This window comes from Nocardiopsis synnemataformans (assembly GCF_965343085.1).
GTDB lineage: Bacteria > Actinomycetota > Actinomycetes > Streptosporangiales > Streptosporangiaceae > Nocardiopsis > Nocardiopsis alborubida.
Genome location: NZ_CBDRFA010000002.1, coordinates 213044 through 233870 on the forward strand (window position 1 = coordinate 213044; position 20827 = coordinate 233870).

The window sequence follows — 20827 nt, forward strand, 5'->3', positions numbered from 1 at the left end:
GGGCAGCGGCAGACACCGCTCGGCGGTGTCCGACCGCGTGGGCGCGGTGGTCGCTGGGTCGTGCGCGGGAGCCTTCACGTTTCCTACTCAACCACGGGGAAAAGGGTCGGTTCACCGGATTTCGCTGTTCGGACCGGGTTACATCCACCACATCGGGGCTCCCGCGGCACGGTGTATTCGTCCCGTCCCTCCCGAATCCCCGCGCGAGTGCCTACACTCATGACGGTCCCGTTACTCCCGCCCCCGGCCCCCGGGCGTGCGCGAGAGGCCAGGGCCGGAGGCCGCTCCCGCGGCTGTCGGCCCCGCTTGGGAAACGACGAGAAACAGCGCCCGCTCCGCTCCCGTGCCCGGGGGCCGCGCGGGCCCGAGGAGCGACCACACCGTGCAGCCCGACGATCTGAGCCGAGTGGACGATTTCGCCGACTTCTGGGCTCCCGACCCTCCCGAACTCAGCTGGCCGGACCGCGCCCGGGCCCTGGCGGGGCTCCTTCCCGCCGCCGCGCGCCCGGGCCGCGCGCGTGTGGCGGCGCTGGCGGTGGCCGTGCTGGGGAGCTTCCTGTTCGCGCCCCAGAGCACGGTCTCGGCGGCGCCGGTGCCCGGTGAGCCGGAGGACATGGGCTCCCTCCAGGACCGCGCGGAGGCCCTGAGCGAGGAGTTCAACGGCGAGCTGCGCGACATGGAGGGCGTCATCCAGGAGGCCGAGCGCGCCGAGGAGCGGGCCCAGAGCACCCGCGAGGACGTGGACGCCGCACGCGAGCAGGTGCGCGCCCTGGCGGTGGCCACCTACACCAGCAGCGGGATCGACCTGTCGATGTCGCTGTTCGTCGAGGCCGAGCCCGACGAGGTCATCGACCGCGCGGTGGTGATCAACTACCTGTCCACCAGCAACCAGGACAAGATCGACCAGCTCAGCCAGGCCCTGGAGCGCGACGAGACCGCGCAGGAGAACGCCGAGGAGCAGCTGGCCGCGGCCGAGGAGGACCTGGACGAGCTGGAGGGGCGCCGCGAGGAGGTCCAGGAGATGATCGCGGACCACCCCGTGCAGCCGATGGGCGGCCCGCTCAACATCACCCCGCGCACCGAGCAGATGCGTGAGCTGATCATCGAGGAGTTCGGCGAGGGTACCGAGTACGGCGGTGTGGGCTGCTACCGGGCGGTCGGCGGCTGGGTCGTCGGCGAGCACCCCAAGGGCCGCGCCTGCGACTTCATGGTGGACCCCAACGGCAACACCCCCATCCCCGAGCAGGTCGACCGCGGCTACGCGATCGCCGAGTGGGCCAGGGAGAACGCCGACCGCCTGGGCATCATGTACATCATCTACCGGCAGCAGATCTGGGACATCCGCCGGGGCGACGAGGGCTGGCGCGACATGGCCGACCGCGGCAGCATCACCGAGAACCACTTCGACCACGTGCACATCTCGATGTTCTGATCCGGCGGCGCCCGCGGCGGACGCCCCATTACCCCGCGCGGGACGCGACCGCGCGGGGAACGGCGTCACGATTGCGTCACATGCGGGATGAGTTCCTGCACAACCGACACGAAACAGTGACGATTCACCCTGCTACCCCCGGTCTGACCTGCCCAGGGGACACCACTCGCGGCTAGGATGCACACGTCCCGGCCCGGGCCGAAGGACGTCTTCGGCCTCATCCGACCGCCGCCCCCGGTGGTCGGTCCCCCGGTCCACCGCAACCTCCACACGGAGGCGGGGAACGCCCGCCCACTCCCCCGCCCTCGCCCGCGGGACGGCAGTGGCGACAGGTGCGCCTCCCCCACACGGTCACCGTGTCCCTTCCGGGGTCGCACGGGAAGCCGTGAGAACCCAACGGCGCACACACGCGTCCCAGACAACACGGTCATCACACACGGGCGAGGGGAGCCATGAGCGAAAACGGACCATACAACCAGCCGCCGCAGAACCCATACGGCGGTGGGGACAACAGTGGGAGCCAACCGCCCTACGGCCCGCCCCACGGCGCCCCCTACGGCGACCCCGGCACCGGTGGGCAGCCGCCCTACGGCGGCCCCGCGGGTTTCCCCGGCCCCCAGGAGCAGCAGATGTACGGGGGCGGCCAGCCGCCCTACGGCGGCGGTCCCGGCGGCCCCGGATACCCCCCTCCGCCCCCGCAGCAGCCCCAGGGCGGCGGCAGCAAGGCGGGCCTGTGGGTGGTGATCGGCGGCGGCGCCGTGATCATCGTCCTGGTCATCGCGGTCGTGGTCGTGCTCTTCACCAACGACGGCGGACAGCAGACCGTGGCGCCCGAGCCCGAGCCCTCCCCGAGCGCGGAGGCGACCACCGGCGGCGAGGAGACGACCGAGCCCACCACCGACGCGGCCCCCGCGGGCGAGCCCCCCTACGCGGTGCCCGCCGAGCCCTGCGACGCCTTCACCGACCAGGTGCTCTCCGACTTCCTGATCCAGGACGAGGGCGACAAGTACGTCCAGGACAACAACTCCTACTGCGAGAGCCTGGAAGGGGCTGCCCCGGAGGGCAACCCGTCCGAGAGCTACGCGATGTTCGAGATCAGCTACCAGGTCCCCTACTCCGCCGCCGACTCCGTCGAGGCCGCCACCACCGACTTCCAGTCCGGGGTGCAGGAGCTCAGGGGTGAGGGTGACTACAACACCTTCTACGACTCCGCGAACGTGGAGGAGGACAAGGAGGTGGACCTCGGCGACGAGGCCCACTACGTCCTCACCAAGTACGACTTCCTGGGCGAGGACATCCCCGAGGCCACGCTGCTGATCCGCACCGCCAACCTCAACATCCGGGTCCAGTACCAGATGCACCCGCCCTTCACCGAGGGCGCCTCCGCCGAGGACCTGGTCATGCCCGACAACGTCGAGGAGCTCATGCTCAACGCCGGCGCCGAGGCGCTGGCTCTGGTCGGCAGCTGAGACGGCTGACCGGACACGGTGTGAGGGGCCGCGGCGTTCGCCGCGGCCCCTCACGCGTGTCAGTCCCCGGTGGTCAGGCGCCCGGCAGGTCGGCGCGCACCCGGCGGGCCGCCTCGACCATGTTGCGCAGGGCCTGCTCGGCCTCGGCGTAGCCGCGCGTCTTGAGGCCGCAGTCGGGGTTCACCCACAGGTTCTGGGCGTCGACGTGCGCGACCGCCAGGCGCAGCGCCCCCTCGATCTCCTCCACCGAGGGCACCCGCGGGGAGTGGATGTCGTACACGCCCGGGCCGATCCCGCGCCTGTAGCCCCGGCCGCCCAGGTCCCGCACCAGCTCCATGCGCGAGCGGGCCGCCTCCACGCTGGTGACGTCGGCGTCCAGCGCCTCGATGCCGCCGACGATCAGCCCGAACTCCGAGTAGCACATGTGCGTGTGGACGGTCGTGGACGGCGACACCCCCGACGTGGCCAGGCGGAAGGAACCCACCGCCCAGTCCAGGTACCGCTCCCGGTGCTCCGAGCGCAGCGGCAGCAGTTCGCGCAGGGCCGCCTCGTCCACCTGGATGTGGCGGATCCCGGCGCGCTCCAGGTCGGCGACCTCGTCGCGCAGCGCGAGGCCCACCTGGCGGGCGGTCTCGCCGAGCGGCTGGTCGGTGCGCACGAACGACCAGGCGAGCATGGTGACCGGACCGGTCAGCATTCCCTTGACCGGCTTGTCGGTGCGCGACTGGGCGTAGGTGGTCCACTCCACCGTCATCGGTGTGGGGCGCGAGACGTCGCCGAACAGGATCGGCGGGCGCACGCACCGCGAACCGTAGGACTGCACCCACCCGTTCCGGGTGGTGGCGTAGCCCTCCAGCTGCTCGGCGAAGTACTGGACCATGTCGTTGCGCTCGGGCTCGCCGTGCACGAGCACGTCCAGGCCGATCTCCTCCTGGAGCGCGATCACGCGGTCGATCTCCTCGCGCAGGACGGCCTTGTAGGCGTCCTCGGCCAGTTCGCCCCCGCGGTGGGCGGCGCGGGCGCGGCGCAGCTCGGCGGTCTGGGGGAAGGACCCGATGGTGGTCGTGGTGAGCGGGGTGTCGGTGGGCCTTCCCCGCTCCTGCGGGCGCTCGTAGGCGTCCGGGCCCAGGGCGTCGAGCCGGGCGCGTACGCGCGCGTCGGTGAAGGCGGGGGGACGGACGCCGCCCTGTCCGGTGTACTCGGCCTCGGCCCCCTCGGACAGCGCACGGCCGAGCAGGGCCGTCTCCTGGGCCTTCTGCCTGGCGAAGGCCAGGGCCCCGCGCAGCTCGGGGGCCAGGGAGGTCTCGGCGTCCAGGTCCAGGGGCACGTGCAGTAGGGAGCAGGAGGTGCTCACGGTGAGCTCGTCGGTGAGGGCCAGCAGGGTGCCGAGCGTGGCCACGGCGGCCGGGACGTCGGTGCGCCAGACGTTGCGGCCCTCCACCACGCCCGCGACCAGGCGGGTGGCACCCAGACCGGAGACCCGCACCAGGTCGTCCACGCCCTCGTCGTCGGTGACCAGGTCCAGGCCGACCGCCTCGACCGCGGAGTCCTTGAGGACGCGCAGGGCGGCGGAGCCGATGGAGCCGAAGTAGGTGGACACCAGCAGGGAGGGGCGGTCGGCGACCGCCCCCAGGCGCTGGTAGGCGCGCTCCAGGTGGCCGACGGCGGCGCGGCCCTCGTCGGTGGCCAGGATCGGCTCGTCCAGCTGGACCTCGGTGGCACCCGCGGCCCGCAGGTCGCCGAGCAGCTGGGCGTAGGCGTCCAGGAGCTGGTCGAGCAGCTGGACGGGCTCCCAGCCCTCGGGGGCGCCGTCGGCGGGCTTGGCCAGCATCAGGAAGGTGAGCGGGCCGACCAGGACCGGGCGGGTGTGGAAACCCGCCTCGGCGGCCTCGCGGAACTCGGCGACGGGCTTGTCGCCCACCAGGCGGGGTCGGGTGCCGGGCGAGAGTTCGGGGACCAGGTAGTGGTAGTTCGTGTCGAACCACTTGGTCATCTCCAGCGGCGGAGCGTCCTGCTCGCCGCGGGCGAGCGCGAAGTAGCGGCGCAGCTCCTCCTCGCGGTCCGGCGCGGCGGCGGGCGGGGCGAAGCGGGAGGGGACCAGGTCGAACAGGACCGCGGTGTCCAGCACGTGGTCGTAGTAGGAGAACGTGTTGGAGGGGATGTCGTCGACACCGGCCTCGCGCAGCTGGGCGTAGACGCCCAGGCGCAGCTCGGCGGCGACCGCGTCCAGTTCACGGGCGGTGGTGCGGCCCCTCCAGTGGGACTCGCAGGCGCGCTTGAGCTCGCGGTCGGGGCCGATGCGCGGGTAGCCGTGCACGCTGGAGCGCACGGAGGGGCGGGGCCCGCCCGGGGCCGCGGACGGCGTGGGGGTCGTGGTCATGAGCTTCTCTCCCTCGTCGAAAGCCGGGTACCGGCCGCGAGGGGGAGGAGAGGGGTGGGCACGCCGACGGGCGCGCCTCGGGCGCGCACTGGACCTGCCACCGCCTCCGGCCCTCCCTCGGGGCGCGGGACCACCGGCGCCGCGGGTGCGCCGCCGGGTGGAGGCAGGTCTTCGGACTCGGGGGCGCGGGCGGTGCGGACACCGCTCCTCCTAATGGCCGCCGCTTCCCGGTTTCCGGTCTTCGCGACCGGCACTACCAGTGCTCATGGCGACGTTCGTTCCCCCATACCGCTGCGGGGCAGTCCCGGACTCACACCGGGTTCCCTCTTGCGACATGGTTCCGCCCCGTCCGGGCCGGGCCCGCGAGGTGGATCATGTACCTTCCACGGCTGCAAGTATAGGGAGGGCCCCTTCGCCCCTGTACCCGGCGTGCGGCCCCATGCGCCCGACCCGGACGGTGAGAACCCCCGGCCCACGGTCGGCGTCACACACGAAGTCAAGCGTTGCGCGGGTGAGCCTCCCCTCTGCTCCCCGCGGACGTTCGTCTGAGCGATGAACGTGGAGATTCCCTCGTGAATAAGCAGTCCCGCCTCGCCATGGCACCGGACCACCCCCTGATCACGGTCGTGGTAGCCCTGGCGGTCCTGGCGGGCATGGTGTTGTTGGCCACCCGCTCCTCCGGCGAGTCCGAGCCCCCGGAGCAGACGCACGGAGCGCCGGTCTCCGAGAGCGAACCGCCGCCCCCGGCCTCCGGCGACCCCGGCGGGCTGACCGAGGTGGACGCGGCCGCCGTGGCGGGCGTGGAGGAGGCCGAGCTGCCCTACGACGGGGATGTCTCCGTCACGGTGACCTACCCGGTGGTCCCCAACGCCGAGCCGCTGGCCGACTTCCTGGAGCGTGAGCTGACCGACGAGGTGCACGCCTTCGAGGCGGCCAACCCCGGCGCGGTCTCCTTCGAGGCGGAGTGGAACCTGACCGCGGCGCGCGACGGCCTGCTCGGGGTCCGCATGACCCGGGTCGAGACCGACTCCGAGGGGTCCCGGGAGGGGTACACCACCTACTGGTACGACACCGCGACCGCGGCGCACCACCCCTCCGCTGCCCTGGTCGGCGGCCAGGAACAGCTGGAGGAGCTCAACGGCCTGGTGCGCGGCGCCGTCGGGAACGGGGACGGCGGGGAGGGCTCGGCCGACCCCGACGTCATCCACCCGATCAGTTCCCTGTACGACTCGGTGGGCTTCAACCCCGACGGAGACCTGGTCGTGGAGTTCGACGCCGGGCAGGTCGCCCCGGCGGAGGAGGGCCGCACGCGCGCGGTGGTCGACGCCGGTGAGGCCGAGGGCCTGCTGTCCGAGCTGGGCCTGCGCGTGCGCGACGCCGCGACCGTGGGCGTCGAGGACTTCTCCATCGCCGCCCCGCCCCAGGCCGACAAGGACGGCCAGGAGGACGGACCCGTGCCCGGACAGGTGTCCGCGGTGGACTCCGACGTCGACTGCTCCGACCCCGACACCAAGTGCGTGGCGCTGACCTACGACGACGGCCCCGGCGGGCGCACCCCCGAACTGCTGGACGCCCTCGCCGAGTACGACGCGCGGGCCACGTTCTTCGTCACCGGCAACCCCGTCATGGAGCACCCGCACACGGTGCGGCGCGCCTACGCCGAGGGGCACGAGATCGCCAACCACACCCTGAACCACCCCGACCTGGCCGGTCTGGGCGCGGGAGGGGTGCGCTCGGACCTGGACGTCGTGCAGGCGCTGGTGTACCGCGAGACGGGCTACAGCATGGACCTCATGCGCCCGCCCTACGGCTCGACCGACGAGGGCGTGGCCTCGGTGACCGCGGACATGGGCCTGGCCCAGATCCTGTGGAGCGTGGACACCCTCGACTGGAAGGACCGCAAGGCCTCGGTGATCCACGACCGGGCGGTGGAGGGCGCTTCGGACGGGGCGATCATCCTCATGCACGACATCCACGGCACCACCGTCGACGCCTCCCGCACGATCATCCGGGAGCTGGACGAGCACGGGTACACCATGGTCACGGTGTCCCAGCTGCTCGGGACCACGACCCCCGGCGAGACCTACGTCGACGGGGTCCCCGACGCCCCGGAGGAGAGCGCCGAGCCCTCCGAGGGGGCCGGGGAGCACGGTGAGGAAGACGAGCAGGCTCCCTAGGGAGACCCGAGAGGCTTCCGAGGAGTCCTGAGGGCGCGGCGTCACGGCGCGGTGAGCGGCCCGGGAGAGGATGTCCCCGGGAGAGGGCTTCGGGGCCGCGACCGGTGGGACCCACGGTGCGCGGAGCCGTGTGAGGGCACCGGGTGACGTGGGAAGGGCGCCCCGCGGGGGCGTTCCCGGTCTCCGGCGCGTCCCCCGTCCTGTGGCGGTGACCACATGTGGTCACCGTCACGGGACGGGGGACGGCGTCCCCTATGTTGCTCCCAGCAGCAGCCGTGTTGGCCACCCGCTGAGGGATGAGGGAGTCCGGTGTTGTCGTCGACTCGAGTCCACCCGAACGAGGCCGCCCCGCGCCCCGGGGCCGGGGGGAACCGGCCGTGGGAGCGCAGAGCCCGGTGGCCCGGGGCGGCGCTGGTCGCGCTGGTCCTGCCCCTGGCCGCGTGCAGCACCGAGGGGGTCGCCTCGGGGGGTGGGGAGGACCCGGAGCTGATCACGGTGGTGGTGGAGGAGCCGGGGGACGGGGTCACCGAGTGGCGCGGGGACGCCTCCGACTTCGAGGACCACCCGTACAGGCCCGAGGGGCTCGCGATCGACGTCGCCTACCCGGTGTTCGCCGGGGCGGACGCCTTCGCCGAGGAACTGGCCGCCCAGGTGGACCAGGAGGTGCGGGACTACCGGGGCGCCAGCCGGGACCCGGTGAGCCTGGGCGTCGACTGGGAGGTGGTCGCCGCCGGGAACGGGGTGCTGGGTGTGCGCCTGGTACGCACCGAGGAGGACTTCCACGGGCTGCGCCAGGGGTACGGGACGTACTGGTACGACGCGTCCACCGGCCACACCGCCTACTCCACGGAGCTGCTGACCGACGACGCGGCACTCCGGGAGCTCAACGGGATCGTCCGCGCCTCGTTCGCCGAGGAGGAGGCCGTGGACGCACGGGGCCTGCACCCGGTGATGCGCACCTACGACTCGATGGGGTTCAACGCCGACGGGGACCTGGTGGTGGAGTTCGACGACGGGCACCTGTCCCCGATCGTGGAGGGCCACCCCCCGTCCTCGGAGCCGGGGAGGATGGTCGCGGTGGTGCCCGCCGAGGAGGCCGCGCCCCTGCTGTCCGACCTGGGCGAGCGTGCGCGGGAGGCCTCCATGGCGGAGGAGCCCGTGCTGACCGTGGAGGCGCCCGCCAGCGAGTCCCCGACCGAGCCGCGGGTGCCGGGGGTGGTCTCGGCGGGAGCCCCGGACCTGGACTGCGCCGAGGCCAAGTGCATCGCGCTGACCTTCGACGACGGACCGGTCGCGACGACTCCGGCACTGCTGGACCTGCTGGCGGAGGAGGAGGTGGCGGCCACCTTCTTCCTCAACGGCAACCCGGCGCTGACCCGGCCCAGCGTGATCCGGCGCACCTACGCCGAGGGTCACGAGATCGGCAGCCACAACCATCTGCACGAGCACATGCCCGAGGCCTTCGAGGGGGAGGAACTGGCCCACCAGGTGGCCGCGGTGAGCGCGATGGTGCGCCGCCAGACGGGACACACCGTGGAACTGTTCCGGCCGCCGTTCGGCGACAGCTCGCCGGAGGTTCTGGAGGAGATCGGCCGTCAGGGCATGGCCGAGATCCTGTGGAGCCAGGACAGCGAGGACTGGACCGACATGAGCCGCGACGAGGTCGTGGAGAGCGTGGTGGACGGGGCCCGGCCCGGAGGTGTGGTGCTGCTGCACGACCCCCTGGAGCCGACCCTGGCCGCGGTCCCCGAGATCATCGAGCGGCTGCGGGCGGACGGGTACGAGTTCGCGACCGTCAGCCAGGTCTACGACGGCCCGGAGGCCGGGAAGAGCTATCCGCCCGAGGGGTTGTCCGCGCCCGCCGGTTCCTGAGGCCCGCGGGCGGGTGGGGCACGCGCGTCGGCGGCCGGTGGGGAGCGTCCCACCGGCCGCCGCGTCCGTGGAGCGGCGTCGCGCCCCGCCCGTCGCGGCGGGCCCGGCTGTTGGTGGCGGGCCTGGCTGTTGGTGGCGGGCTCAGCCCTGGGCGGTGGCCGCTGCGGGATCGGCACCCCGCCCGGCACCGGCTGCCGGGGCGACCGGCGCGGGGACGTCGGCCCCGACGACCTCGTTGATGGAGCGGTGGCCGGAGGCCCGCACCAGTCGGGCGAGGCCGCGGTTGATGCGACGGGGCCAGAGGGGACCGCCGTAGATGAGACCGGTGTAGCCCTGCACGAGGCTGGCCCCCGCGCGGATGCGGAACCAGGCGTCCAGGGGCGTCTCGATGCCGCCGACGGCGATCAGGGTCACCCGGTCGCCCACTCGGGCGCGCAGGCGGCGCAGCACCTCCAGGGAGCGCCGTTTGAGGGGGGCGCCGGACAGGCCGCCCGCACCGGCGGCCTCCACCTGCGCCGCGGGGGTGGTCAGGCCCTCGCGGGAGATGGTGGTGTTGGTGGCGATGATGCCGTCGAGCCCCTCGGCCAGGGCGAGGTCGGCGACGGCGTCGACGTCCTCGTCGGCCAGGTCGGGGGCGATCTTCACCAGGAGGGGCAGGTCCGGGCGACCGGCCTCGGCCAGGGCCTCGCGCACGGCGGCCAGGAGCGGGCGCAGCTGCTCCACGCCCTGGAGGTTGCGCAGCCCGGGGGTGTTGGGCGAGCTGACGTTGACCACCAGGTAGTCGGCGTAGCGGGCCAGGCGCCGGGCGCTGAGGGCGTAGTCGGCGGGGGCCTCCTCCTCGGGCGTCACCTTGGTCTTGCCGATGTTGACGCCGAGCACGGGACGGCGCCCGCCGCGCCGGTGGTGGAGGCGTTCGGCGACCAGGGCCGACCCCTCGTTGTTGAAGCCCATCCGGTTGACGATCGCGCGGTCGGCCACCAGCCGGGACAGGCGCGGTCGGGGGTTGCCCGGCTGGGGCTGGGCGGTGACGGTGCCGACCTCCACGAAGCCGAAGCCGAGCGCGGCCAGCCCGGAGGGGCTCTCCGCGTTCTTGTCGAAACCGGCCGCGAGCCCCAGCGGACCGGGGAACTCCTGCCCGAGGGCGTGCACGGTCAGCTCCGGCTCACGCGGACCGAACACACCGTTCATGGCGGAGGCCACGGCGGGCAGGGCGGTCACGCCGCGCAGCGCGGCGAAGCTGAGCTTGTGGACCTTCTCCGCGTCCATGTGGCGCAGGACCGAGCGGAAGAGCATCTGGTAGAACACGGTCATCCGTTTCCCTCGCCCTCGCGCTCGGCGAGGAAGCGTTCGAGTTCGGCGCCGAGCTCGTCGGCGGTGGGCAGCTGGGCGTCGTCCTCGGCCAGCGGGAGCGTGGGACGTTCCTGGGGGTCGGTCCGCGAGGACATGATGTCGTCGTACTGGCGCTCCAGGTTGGCCACGACCCGCTGGATCTCCTCGGAGGCCATGACCTGCTCCGCGATGTCGACGTCGGTCGCCGCGGCGACCTCCTCCATCTCCGTGGTGGGCAGGGCCAGGCCGGTGGCCCCGGCCACGTACTCGGCGGCGGCGATGGCCGCGCGCGGGTACTGGGCCTGGGCCAGGTAGCTGGGCACGTGGACGGCGTAGCCCACGAAGTCGTGGCCTCCCTCGCCCAGCCGGTACTCCAGCAGCGAGATGGCGCTGCCGGGCACCTCGACGCGGCCGATCCACGGGGTGTGCCCCTCGACCAGCTCGGGGCGGGTGGAGTGCGGGGTGACCGTGACCGGCCGGGTGTGCGGGACCGCCATGGGGATGCCGTGGACGCTGACGGACAGCGTGACGGAGAAGTGGTCGACGAGGCGGCCCACGGCGGCGACGAAGGCCTCCCACTCGCGGTCCGGCTCCGGGCCGTGCAGGACCAGGAAGGGGGCGCCCTCGTCGTCGTACATCCGGTACAGGGCGAGCTTGGGAGCCTCGTAGGCGGTCCAGGTGTTCTCGACGAAGGTCATCGTCGGGCGGCGCGAGCGGTAGTCCACGAGGCGGTCGGCGTCGAAGGTCGCGACCTCCTCCGCGGTGAACCGCTCGAACAGCGACGTGATCATCTGGCGCCCGGCGTGTCCGGCGTCCACGAAGCCGTCCAGACAGACCAGCATCGCCAGTCCGGCGACATCCTCGAAGCCTGGGTGGAGTTCGTACAGATCTGCGGAATCGCGCACCGGGTTCTCGTCTCCAAAACTGGTCGGGATCACAGGGTCGCGCTCACGCGGCGGTCAGGCGCCGGGGTACGGCCGGGGAGGCCCGATTCGCACCGCCTGGGAGGCTGTGCCCTGCTTCTCCACAATACCGACCTACCAGCCCAGCGGCTGAGCCGTGCGAGGACGTTCACGTCCCACGACACCACCGCTACCGGCCGGTGGAAGGAACCCCGACCGGCTGAGCCGTGCGAGGACGCTCACCCCACACCCCTACCAACTCCGGCCGGTGGAGGGAGCTTCCTGCAACCGGGGCATGAGAGGACCACCACACCCCGGCCCCCGGCCCGGTGGCTCAGTGCAGGTCGGCCACCAGCAGCGAGCGCAACCGGTTGAGGACGGCGGCGACCTCGAACCGGCGCGGCAGGACGTAGTCACCGCCGAAGTCGGCTCCGAGCAGGGTGACGCCCCTTCTGTCCAGGGCCTCCTCCAGGGAGTCGAGCGCCTCGGCGAGGGTGCGGCTGCCGTCCAGATGGCGTCCGGCGACCAGCTCGCGCAGGGCCAGCCCGGCACCGGTGATCTGTCCGGGGTCGACGAACTGCTCCACCGCGCGCACGTCGACGTCGTGGTCGCCGAACACCAGCACGTCCATGTCGCGGCGCTTGATCCGGCCCCGGCCCCGCGAGGTGCTGTCGTCCACGGAGGCGGGGTCGACCACACGGGGGCGCGGCAGGGCGAAGTCCGCGTCCACGCGCTCGTGGGCGAGTTCGCGCGCCCGCTCGGTGACGTCGTGCGGGTGGTAGGCGTCGAGCATGATGACGTGGTCGGCGACGTCGAAGTAGTCGCCGCTGCCGCCCATGACCAGGACCGTGGACACCCCGTGGTCGCGGCGCAGGGGCCGGACGAGGTCGATGAAGGGGACCAGGGGCTCCCGGTCGCCGTGCACGAGGGCCTGCATGCGCTCGTCGCGGATCATCAGGTTGGTGGCGGTGGAGTCCTCGTCCACCAGCAGGGTGCGCGCCCCCGCCTCGACGGCCTCGCAGATGTTGGCCGCCTGCGAGGTGGACCCGGAGGCGTTCTCGGTGCGGAAGTCGCTCGTGTCGGCGCCGGTGGGCAGGTTGCGCACGAAGGGGCTCACGTCCACGCGTTCGACCCTGCGGCCCTCCTCCGCGCGGATCTTGACGGCGTCGTCCCTGGTCACCACCAGTTCGCGCCCGTCGCCGGGAACGTGGTCGTAGACGCCGCGCTCCAAGGCGTGCAGCAGGGTGGACTTGCCGTGGAAGCCGCCGCCGACGATGAGGGTGATGCCCTCGGGGACGCCCATGCCGCTCACCGTGCCCCGGTGCGGCAGGTCGACGCTGACCCGCAGGCCCTCGGGAGAGGTGAAGGGCACGGCGCCGCCGGTCATGGGTTCGTCGCTGACACCGCTGCGCCGGGGCAGTACGGCGCCGTCCGCGACGAAGGCCACCAGACCCCTCTCCCCCAGCTGGGAGCGCAGGGCGACCGTGTCGGCGACGGTGTCGGCGAAGGCCGCGGCCTCCTCGGTGTCGATCTCCTCCCAGTCCAGGTCGTCCACCAGGCCGGGCAGCGTACGACACAGCTCCCGCTCGGCGGTGCGGCCGTCGATGCGGCGACCGTGTCCGGGCAGGTCGATGCCGACGCGCAGGTCGATGCCGCCGTCGGTGAGCTGGCAGGAGGAGCGTTCGATCACCTCCTGTCCGCCTGTGTCGATCTTGAGCAGCGATCCGCGCAGGAGTCGGCGTGCGCGCCGCCCCAGGTAGTCGGCGGTGGCGCGGCGGCGCACCGGGTCGCCCCAGGCGCTCTTGGGGATGCCTGCGTCCGGGATGAGCACGCGCACCCGCGAGGGCGGCGCGAAGGGGTCGGCCTGGACCCGCTGCACGGTCAGGGTGAAGTCGCCGAAGTCCCAGTCGCCCTTGAGGGACTTGTAGCGGCCGTAGGAGGCGCCGTCCATGCGCAGGAGCTCCTCGGAGAGCCGGGCCTCGTCGCGGACGCCGCGGACCGGCTCGGGCTCGGGTTTGCGCCCGCCGCCGCGGCCTCCACCGCCGCCGTACCGGCGCCCCTGGCCGTCCCCGTACCGTCCCGTCATCGCTCTGTCCCCCAGACGTCGTTTCCTCTGCTCCGGCCAGGTTAGGCGTTTGGCGGATCCGCCGCAGAGGGCCTGTGGACAACCGCGTCCGCCCTGCTCGGAGCCCTGGTCACCCCCCGTCTCCCCGGGCCCGCTCGTCGGAGAACGCGCCCCGCCCGTCCTCGGTGCTCGCGCTGGCGGACCTGCCCGACCTTCTGGCCGGGGTCCGGGCGGACCTGCTCGGATTCCTCGCCCGCGTGGAGCGCGCGGCCGGAGCCCCGGTCGCCGCCCGCCTGGACGAGGATCTGGGAATCAGCGCGCCCTGAATCCCGCGGTCCCGCCCGGGCGGGCGGCGCCCCGGCGCGAACGCCCCGTCCGACAGCGGACGCGGGGAGCGCCGATGGGACGGCTCCGCCGACAGTCCCGGAAACGGTGGCCGTCCGCCGGAGAGGACCGGCCCCGCAGGGGCGGCGGGGCCGGTCTTCCGGGGGGTGCGCCGCGGCCCCCCGATACCAAGGGGGTGTGCCGGAGGGACCGCGGCGGGCACCTCCCCGGGAGGGGTGGGGAGGTGCCTCGGACCAGTTCTACCGGAACTCGGGACCCCGTGAGGGGGAAACCCGGATTCCTCCCTCCCCGCGTTCGCGTTCGGCGTCCGCCGGGCCCGCCGCACACCGCGGCCCGCACGGTCGGCTCGGCGCTCCGGGGCGGCCCGCGGGGCCCGGTCGGAACCTAGAGGTACAGCGTGCCGGTGGCCACGGTGACCGCCTCGCCACCGATCAGCACGCGCCCGTCGCGCTCCTCCACCAGCAGGTCGCCGCCGCGCGCGGAGGCCTGGTGCGCGCTCAGCGCGCTGCGGCCCAGGCGGTCGGCCCAGAACGGGGTGAGCACGGTGTGCGCCCTGCCGGTGACCGGGTCCTCGGGAACGCCGAGGTTGGGGCCGAAGACACGGGAGACGAAGTCGGGGCCCTCGTCGGCCCGGGCGGTGACGATGACCAGGTGGTACGGCATCCGCCCCAGCGCGGCGATGTCGGGCAGCAGCCCGCGCACGGCGTCCTCGTCGGCGAGCTCGACCAGCAGGTCCTCTCCTCCGAGGCCCAGCCCGGTCCACAGGGGGCGCGAGCCCAGGGCCTCGGCCAGCCCCTCGGGCTCCTCGACCGGCTTGGGCCACGCGGCGGGGAAGTCCATCCACAGCCGCCCGTCCCGCTCGGTGACGGTGAGGACGCCGCTGTGGGTGGTGAAGCGGTAGGGGCCGGGAACGCCGAGTTCGGACAGGGTGTGCGCGGTGGCCAGGGTGGCGTGCCCGCACAGGTCGACCTCGACGGTGGGGGTGAACCAGCGCAGTTCGTAGTCGGCCCCGGACTCGTGCACGGGCCGGACGAAGGCGGTCTCGGACAGGTTGAACTCGGCGGCCACACCCTGGGCCCAGTCGTCGGAGTAGGTCTCGTCCAGGACCAGGACGGCGGCGGGGTTCCCGGCCAGGGGCCGGTCGGTGAAGGCGTCGACCACGCGGTACTCAGGCATGGGGCCAGCCTAGGAGCCTCCCCGGCGCCGCCCCAAGGGCCACTTCCCGGGGCGGTGGCCCTTTCCCTGCGGCCCCGTCTAGAGCGGCGGCTCGTCGAGGATGAACATGGTCTGCGTGCTCTTGACCTCGGGGATGCGCTGGAGGCGTTCGAGGACGAAGGTGCGCAGGGCCGCGGCGTCGGCGACGCGGACCAGCAGGAGCAGGTCCACGTCCCCGGAGACGAGGGCGGCGTGGTCGACCTCGGGGATGTCGCGCAGGTAGCCGCGGAAACGCTCCCAGGAGTGCTGCTCGATACGCACGGACACGTAGGCGGACAGGGCGGTGCCGTACTTCTCGGGGTCGATGACGGCGGTGAAGCCGCGGATGACGCCCTCCGAGCGCAGGCGTTCGAGGCGCGAGTAGGCGTTGGCGCGAGAGATGTGCGCCTGTTCGGCGACCGCGCGGATGGACATGCGCCCGTCGTCGCGGAGCAGGGAGATGATGCGACGATCGGTGTCGTCCAACTGCACGGCCATGTGTCTTACCTCATACCGCTCACACGATCATCGACGGAGAACATCCGGGCCGCCACACCGCACTACTGAGCAGTCCGTCCAGTATCCGGATGGACTTCTCGACAATATGGGGTAATTCATCTCATATTCAAGACATGAAGCACACCGATGAGCGATCCGACCCGGCTCCTCCACTCCCCTCGACGGAGCCGGTGCGCCTCGTGTGCCGGCACGGTCGGCGTGTGGAACATCCGCTGTTCACCGCTCCCGGCCACACCCGGCTCGCCGACCTCCACCGCGCCATGGGCATCGGCCTGGCCCACGGGCCGCGGGAGGCCTGAACGGCGAACATCCGATACGGACCTCCGTGCCGCGGACGCGGGAGGGCTCCGGATCCGCGGGCGGCAACGGCGCCGCCGGGACGGCGGACACGGACGCCGGACCGAGGGGCCACGGCACGGGACAGGGCGCGCGGACCCCGTGTCGGCGCGGACGGGGGCCGCGGCCGGTCGGCCGCGGCCCCCGCGGTGCGCCGGACCCGTGTTCCGGCTGGTGGGCTGCCCGGGTGCGGGTCAGCGCCCGCCGCGCAGCCTGTCGATCACGGAGTTCAGCCGCGAGCTCAGGCCGTGGCGGCCGCTGCTCGCGTCCGTCAGGCTTCCGCCGTCGTCCTCGGCTCCGGCGTGGGCGCCGGACGGGCGGCGGGTCCAGGCGAAGAACCCGGCGAGCAGCACGGCCGGGATGAGGGCCAGGGCCAGCAGCCCGGTGCCGCTGATGACGCCGTCGGAGCCCATGAGCTGGAAGCCGGAGAGGTCGTTGGCCGCGGTCTCGGCGGTCACGCCGCCGTCCTCGCTCCCGTCCTCGGCGGCGTCCTCCTCGGGCTCCTCCTTGGCGCTCTGCTCGACCTCGCCCTCGGCCTTCTTCGGGGCGGGCTCCTCGGTCTTCTGTGCGCTCTCCTCGGCGGGTTCCTCGGTCTCCTCGGCCTCCTCCTCGGGAAGAGCGTCCTCGGGGATCGGGGAGACCGCGTCCTCGCACTTGTTGCCGGGCTGCTGGAAGGGGTGCGGTGCGCCCTCGGTGCCCGCGCCGTCGCCCCACTTGGTGATGTAGTACTCCACCTCGAGGTGGCCGTTGCCACCGCTGACGGTGTAGTCGCTGTCGTTCCAGGTCTCGCCCGTGATCTCGGCGAAGGTCTTGCCGTCCATGTCGAGCAGGACGTCACAGCCCTCGGAGGGGGCGCCCGGGCCGCGGTCGCCGATGAAGAACTCGGCTTTCCTGCCCTCGTGGACGACATAGCCCTCGGTGCCGAGCGGCCAACTGGGGCTGGAGAAGAGCCCTTTCTGCATGGGTTCCCCGCTCGCGGGGGCTCCTGTGTCCCCGTTGATGCCGGAGCCGTCGTCCCAGAAGTAGGTCGCGGTGACTTCGCCGTGCTGAATGGGAGTGTCGTTGCTCATAAGTAAGAGGCCAGGTTGACGACAGGGCCGAGAAGACCGCGGGCATGACTCACCCGGCATGCGGGCACGCTCGGTGCGCCCCCGCGAGGGCGTGGTCAAGGCAGGGTTCTCCCGCGTCGCTGGCGGCGAGTGGCGGGCGGGAACGGGATGTACCGATGGGATTCGGCGTCTCCGCTGGCGCAGGCGCGTGGATTCGCGCGGCCCTGTTCCCGGGGAAAGAGGTCTCGACTCCCTTGCGGCTCTCGGCCGTTCAAGGGCTCGGCATCGGTTCGTCAAACAGCAATAACGAACCGATCACGAGGACACTAACCCACGTTTAGGCAAAGCGCGCAAGCCCCGGAGGTAAAATGACCTTGCGTGTCTCTCGCAATACGTTACGAAACAGGGCGCACGAGGGGCCGAAAACGCGAAAAGCCCCGTTGGCGGGGGATTTACGGACCGACCCGAGGATGACGGACGGGCTTTCCCGTGGCCCTCGTCATAGTTTCGGCTCCGCCCCTCCGAGGACGGTCGCGGAGCGGTACGGGGCCGTGCGGGGAGCCGCGGACCACGGGTCGCGGCAGCGCGGGAAGAGGCGCCGGATACCGGCGAACGTGGTCAAGACCACGCAATCCACACGTCCAGGAACGGTCAGCGGCGGCCCGGTCGGCCCCGGGCGCGGGCAAAGGAACCCCGCAGGGTTGCCCGGCGGGCGGGACCGCCACGACCGGACGGCGGCCCGGCCCAAGGTTGGGGGGCCGGGCCGCCGGGCTCAGGTCACCTGGCCGCGGCGGGCGAAGCGCTCCTGGCGCCACTCCCCCGTCTCCACGACCTCCAGCAGGGCCTGCGCGGCGTCCCACACGTCCGCGTAGCGCAGGTAGAGCGGGGTGAACCCGAACCGCATGACGTCGGGGGCGCGGAAGTCGCCGATCACACCGCGCGCGATGAGCGCCTGCACGATCGGGTACCCGGCGCCCTCCTCCGGCTGCACCAGGGCCACCTGGCTGCCGCGCCGCGCGTGCTCCGCCGGGGTGATCGAGGAGATGCCCGCCCGGGCCGCGCGCTCCAGGAACAGGTCGGTCATGGCCAGGCTCTTGGCGCGCACCAGGCCCATGTCCGCCCGGGCCCACACGTCCAGGCTCGCCTCCAGGGCGGCGTCGGCCACCAGCGGCTGCGAACCGCTCAGGAAGCGCGACACACCCTCGGCGGGCTCGTAGTCCGCGGTGAAGTCGAAGGGGCGGGCGTGCCCGTGCCAGCCGCTCAGGGGCTGGTCGGCCACGGCGTGGTGGCGGCGGGCGGCGTACAGGAAGGCGGGAGCGCCCGGACCCGCGTTGAGGTACTTGTAGGTGCACCCCACCGCGAAGTCGGCGCCGCTGCCGGACAGGTCGGTCGGGACCGCGCCCGCGCTGTGGCACAGGTCCCAGACCACCAGGGCGCCGTGCTCGTGGGCCAGGCGGGTGATGCCCGGCATGTCGCGCAGGGTGCCGCTGCGGTAGTCCACGTGGCTGAGCAGCAGGACCGCGACGTCGCCCCGCTCCAGGTCCCGGGCCAGCGCGGGGCCGTCGGGGTCCACGCGCCTCTGGGTGGCGCCCGTCAGCGCGGCCGCGCCCTCGGCGACGTACAGGTCGGTGGGGAAGTTGCCCGCCTCGCCCAGGACCACCGAACGGTCGGACATGCGCAGCGCCGCGACCAGGGTCTTGAACAGGTTGGCCGAGGTGCCGTCGCCGACGACGACCTCGTCGGCCGCCGCGCCGACCAGCGGCGCGACCTTGGCGCCCAGGGTGCGCGGCTTGTCCCACCACCCGGCGTCGTTCCAGCTGCGGATGAGGTCGCGCCCCCACTCGCGTTCGATCATGTCGGCGACCCGGCCGGGGGTGGAGCGCGGCAGCGCGCCCAGCGAGTTGCCGTCCAGGTAGACCACGCCCTCGGGGAGGACGAACTCCTCCCTGAAGGGGGCGAGGGGATCGGCCGCGTCGAGCGCGACGCATTCCGCACGGGTGGCGGGGGTCATCGGGTCCTGCTTCCTCGTGGCAGCGGGTGGGAACGGGTCAGACGGTACTGCGGAGGGACCACAGCTCGGGGAAGACGTCCTGCTCGGCGTTGCGCGCCAGCCAGTTCAGGCCGTTGGAGCCGCCGCTGCCGGGCCTTCCGCCCAGGGTGCGCTTGACGGCGACCAGGTGGCGCTGGCGCCACCGGGTGACCCGCTCGGCGACGTCGAGCAGCGCCTCGGCCAGCAGGAACAGCTCATTGCCGGGCACGTCGTCGGCGTAGACGGCCTTCCAGGCCTCCTCCACGCCGGGGCTGGCCTCGTAGGACAGGGTCCAGTCGCGCTCGACGCGGTCCTTGGGCACCGGCAGGCCGCGGCGGTGCAGCAGCCGCAGCGCCGCGTCGTAGAGCCCGGGACGCTCCAGCAGGGTGGTGAGGTCGTCGACGACGCCGTCCATGGCCTTGTGCGGGCGGATCATGGCGGCGGACTTGTTGCCGAGCAGGAACTCCAGCTTGCGGTAGCCGTAGGACTGGAAGCCCGAGGCCTCGCCGAAGGAGTCGCGGAAGCGGTTGAACTCGGTGGGCGTCATGTCGGCGAGCAGGCCCCAGGAGTCGTTGAGCACGTCCTGGGCGTTGCGGGCGCGGCGCAGCCAGGCCAGGGCGCCGGGCACGTCGTCGGCCTCCAGCGCGTCGCGGGCGGCCTCCCAGCGCTCCCGCACCAGGGCGAACAGCAGCTCCATGACCTGGGTGGCGATGATGAACGAGGGCTCGGCGGGCTCGGCGGTGCGCGGCTTCTGGAGGGACAGCAGGGTGTCGATCCCGGCGTAGTCGACGTAGGGGGTCGCGCGCTCGAAGGACAGGGTCGGGCTGTCGGCCCCGGTGCTCCGGGCCGCCTCGGCCCCGCCGGGGTCACCGGCGTACGGACACTGCTGGGCGGTGGTGGAGAGCATGGAAACCCCTTGTCGGAATCGCGTGTACGGCAGCGCGTTCGCGGCGCCGCGGGCGGGGGGATCCGCCCCCGCGCACGGCCGTCGGGCGCGTGAGGTGACATCATCGGGCACCCGCGCCCCGGACAGGAAGGGCCGACGGACACGTGAAGGGGACATTGGCCTAGCATTCGTAAGACGTTGTGACTCTCGACTTTGGGAACGCAAAGCATGGCATCACGGTTGGTAACCCCGCTGGACAGCGTCGACCAGCGCATCCTCTCCGAGCTCCAACAGGACGGGCGCCTGTCCTTCAACGAACTGTCCCGCCGGGTGAACCTGTCCGCGCCCGCCGTCGCCGACCGCGTACGACGCCTCACCGACCGCGGGGTGATCACCGGCTACCACGCGCACGTGGACCCGGCCGCGGCCGGGCTGCCCGTGACCGCCCTGGTGCGCATGGAGTGCTTCGGCGCGCACTGCCTGCTTCGCGACGAGGCCTCCCTGGCGATGCCGGAGATCCTCCAGGTGCACCGGGTGACCGGCGACGACTGCTGTGTCCTGCTCATCGCGGTCCGCTCCATGGAGCACTTCGAGGAGGTCATCGACAGGCTCGCCGAGCACGGGCGCCCCTCCAGCACCATGGTGATGTCCAGCCCCGTGCCCTGGCGTCCGGTGAGCGCTCCGGTGACCGGACGGCCCTGACCGGAGGGGCTGGAGACCGCGACCGGCCGCGGCGCTAAGCGCCTTTCCTGAAGTTCTGCGCGTAACCAGCGGGAAACCACGGGCTGGTCCAGGACGCGGCGGTGACCAGGAGCTGGTCGGGCGAACGGGACCGGAAGAAGG

The 20827-nt window shown here is 72.8% G+C and carries 15 protein-coding genes and 1 riboswitch; of the genes, 6 read left to right on the forward strand and 9 right to left on the reverse strand.

The window, feature by feature from the left end:
* Positions 1 to 382: 382 nt before the first annotated feature.
* Positions 383 to 1432: a coiled-coil domain-containing protein gene (locus ACSIH6_RS02015; protein WP_435105936.1), complete on the forward strand. Its 1050-nt coding sequence runs from the start codon at positions 383 to 385 to the stop codon at positions 1430 to 1432.
* Positions 1433 to 1884: 452 nt separating this feature from the next.
* Positions 1885 to 2901 (forward strand): DUF3558 domain-containing protein, encoded by a 1017-nt coding sequence (locus ACSIH6_RS02020; protein WP_435105938.1) that lies wholly within the window; start codon positions 1885 to 1887, stop codon positions 2899 to 2901.
* A 73-nt stretch (positions 2902 to 2974) separates the two neighbouring features.
* Here the strand turns inward: ACSIH6_RS02020 and metE are convergent, their stop codons facing one another.
* On the reverse strand, positions 2975 to 5281 hold the full coding sequence (gene metE, locus ACSIH6_RS02025; RefSeq protein WP_435105941.1) for a 5-methyltetrahydropteroyltriglutamate--homocysteine S-methyltransferase: 2307 nt from the start codon (positions 5279 to 5281) through the stop codon (positions 2975 to 2977).
* A gap of 165 nt (positions 5282 to 5446) precedes the next feature.
* A riboswitch (cobalamin riboswitch) is annotated at positions 5447 to 5607 on the reverse strand.
* Positions 5608 to 5877: 270 nt separating this feature from the next.
* On the opposite strand from metE, the gene ACSIH6_RS02030 reads away from it, so the two are divergent.
* Positions 5878 to 7458, forward strand: coding sequence for a polysaccharide deacetylase family protein (locus tag ACSIH6_RS02030; RefSeq protein ID WP_435106000.1), 1581 nt, complete (start codon positions 5878 to 5880; stop codon positions 7456 to 7458).
* 312 nt (positions 7459 to 7770) lie between these two features.
* A complete protein-coding gene (locus ACSIH6_RS02035; RefSeq protein WP_435105943.1) occupies positions 7771 to 9330 on the forward strand; it encodes a polysaccharide deacetylase family protein in 1560 nt (519 codons plus the stop codon).
* A gap of 141 nt (positions 9331 to 9471) precedes the next feature.
* Here the strand turns inward: ACSIH6_RS02035 and ACSIH6_RS02040 are convergent, their stop codons facing one another.
* From ACSIH6_RS02040 to ACSIH6_RS02050, 3 genes are all read right to left on the reverse strand, one after another.
* The gene (locus tag ACSIH6_RS02040; RefSeq protein WP_435105945.1) at positions 9472 to 10641 is read right to left on the reverse strand and encodes a quinone-dependent dihydroorotate dehydrogenase; all 1170 of its coding nucleotides are present in this window, start codon (positions 10639 to 10641) and stop codon (positions 9472 to 9474) included.
* Positions 10638 to 11564: a proteasome assembly chaperone family protein gene (locus tag ACSIH6_RS02045; RefSeq protein WP_435105947.1), complete on the reverse strand. Its 927-nt coding sequence runs from the start codon at positions 11562 to 11564 to the stop codon at positions 10638 to 10640. The genes ACSIH6_RS02040 and ACSIH6_RS02045 overlap by 4 nt, the downstream gene beginning before the upstream one ends.
* Positions 11565 to 11895: 331 nt before the next feature.
* Complete coding sequence (locus ACSIH6_RS02050) at positions 11896 to 13647, reverse strand: ABC-ATPase domain-containing protein (protein WP_435105949.1); 1752 nt, start codon at positions 13645 to 13647, stop codon at positions 11896 to 11898.
* 164 nt (positions 13648 to 13811) lie between these two features.
* Here ACSIH6_RS02050 and ACSIH6_RS02055 point away from each other — a divergent pair, with 164 nt between their 5' ends.
* Positions 13812 to 13952 (forward strand): hypothetical protein, encoded by a 141-nt coding sequence (locus tag ACSIH6_RS02055; RefSeq protein ID WP_435105951.1) that lies wholly within the window; start codon positions 13812 to 13814, stop codon positions 13950 to 13952.
* Positions 13953 to 14355: 403 nt separating this feature from the next.
* On the opposite strand, the gene ACSIH6_RS02060 is transcribed toward ACSIH6_RS02055, so the two are convergent.
* The 5 genes from ACSIH6_RS02060 to ACSIH6_RS02080 all read right to left on the reverse strand — a co-directional run bounded on the left by ACSIH6_RS02060 (position 14356) and on the right by ACSIH6_RS02080 (position 20005).
* The gene (locus ACSIH6_RS02060) at positions 14356 to 15147 is read right to left on the reverse strand and encodes a PhzF family phenazine biosynthesis protein (protein WP_435105953.1); all 792 of its coding nucleotides are present in this window, start codon (positions 15145 to 15147) and stop codon (positions 14356 to 14358) included.
* A 78-nt stretch (positions 15148 to 15225) separates the two neighbouring features.
* On the reverse strand, positions 15226 to 15663 hold the full coding sequence (locus ACSIH6_RS02065) for an Lrp/AsnC family transcriptional regulator (protein WP_047868273.1): 438 nt from the start codon (positions 15661 to 15663) through the stop codon (positions 15226 to 15228).
* 551 nt (positions 15664 to 16214) lie between these two features.
* Complete coding sequence (locus ACSIH6_RS02070) at positions 16215 to 17090, reverse strand: hypothetical protein (RefSeq protein WP_435105956.1); 876 nt, start codon at positions 17088 to 17090, stop codon at positions 16215 to 16217.
* A 751-nt stretch (positions 17091 to 17841) separates the two neighbouring features.
* Entirely contained in the window at positions 17842 to 19080 is a 1239-nt protein-coding gene (gene kynU / locus ACSIH6_RS02075) for a kynureninase (RefSeq protein ID WP_435105958.1), read from the reverse strand.
* Positions 19081 to 19117: 37 nt separating this feature from the next.
* Complete coding sequence (locus tag ACSIH6_RS02080) at positions 19118 to 20005, reverse strand: tryptophan 2,3-dioxygenase (RefSeq protein WP_435105960.1); 888 nt, start codon at positions 20003 to 20005, stop codon at positions 19118 to 19120.
* A 207-nt stretch (positions 20006 to 20212) separates the two neighbouring features.
* On the opposite strand from ACSIH6_RS02080, the gene ACSIH6_RS02085 reads away from it, so the two are divergent.
* Positions 20213 to 20686, forward strand: coding sequence for an Lrp/AsnC family transcriptional regulator (locus ACSIH6_RS02085; RefSeq protein WP_435105962.1), 474 nt, complete (start codon positions 20213 to 20215; stop codon positions 20684 to 20686).
* The last annotated feature ends 141 nt before the right edge of the window (positions 20687 to 20827 follow it).

What these genes read in the sequence shown, in the direction of transcription:
- ACSIH6_RS02020 (WP_435105938.1), top strand. Translation starts at nt 1,885, where the DNA reads ATGAGCGAAAACGGACCATACAACCAGCCGCCGCAGAACCCATACGGC.
- metE (WP_435105941.1), bottom strand. Translation starts at nt 5,281, where the DNA reads ATGACCACGACCCCCACGCCGTCCGCGGCCCCGGGCGGGCCCCGCCCC.
- ACSIH6_RS02030 (WP_435106000.1), top strand. Translation starts at nt 5,878, where the DNA reads ATGGCACCGGACCACCCCCTGATCACGGTCGTGGTAGCCCTGGCGGTC.
- ACSIH6_RS02040 (WP_435105945.1), bottom strand. Translation starts at nt 10,641, where the DNA reads ATGACCGTGTTCTACCAGATGCTCTTCCGCTCGGTCCTGCGCCACATG.
- ACSIH6_RS02050 (WP_435105949.1), bottom strand. Translation starts at nt 13,647, where the DNA reads ATGACGGGACGGTACGGGGACGGCCAGGGGCGCCGGTACGGCGGCGGT.
- ACSIH6_RS02060 (WP_435105953.1), bottom strand. Translation starts at nt 15,147, where the DNA reads ATGCCTGAGTACCGCGTGGTCGACGCCTTCACCGACCGGCCCCTGGCC.
- ACSIH6_RS02065 (WP_047868273.1), bottom strand. Translation starts at nt 15,663, where the DNA reads ATGGCCGTGCAGTTGGACGACACCGATCGTCGCATCATCTCCCTGCTC.
- ACSIH6_RS02070 (WP_435105956.1), bottom strand. Translation starts at nt 17,090, where the DNA reads ATGAGCAACGACACTCCCATTCAGCACGGCGAAGTCACCGCGACCTAC.
- kynU (WP_435105958.1), bottom strand. Translation starts at nt 19,080, where the DNA reads ATGACCCCCGCCACCCGTGCGGAATGCGTCGCGCTCGACGCGGCCGAT.
- ACSIH6_RS02080 (WP_435105960.1), bottom strand. Translation starts at nt 20,005, where the DNA reads ATGCTCTCCACCACCGCCCAGCAGTGTCCGTACGCCGGTGACCCCGGC.
- ACSIH6_RS02085 (WP_435105962.1), top strand. Translation starts at nt 20,213, where the DNA reads ATGGCATCACGGTTGGTAACCCCGCTGGACAGCGTCGACCAGCGCATC.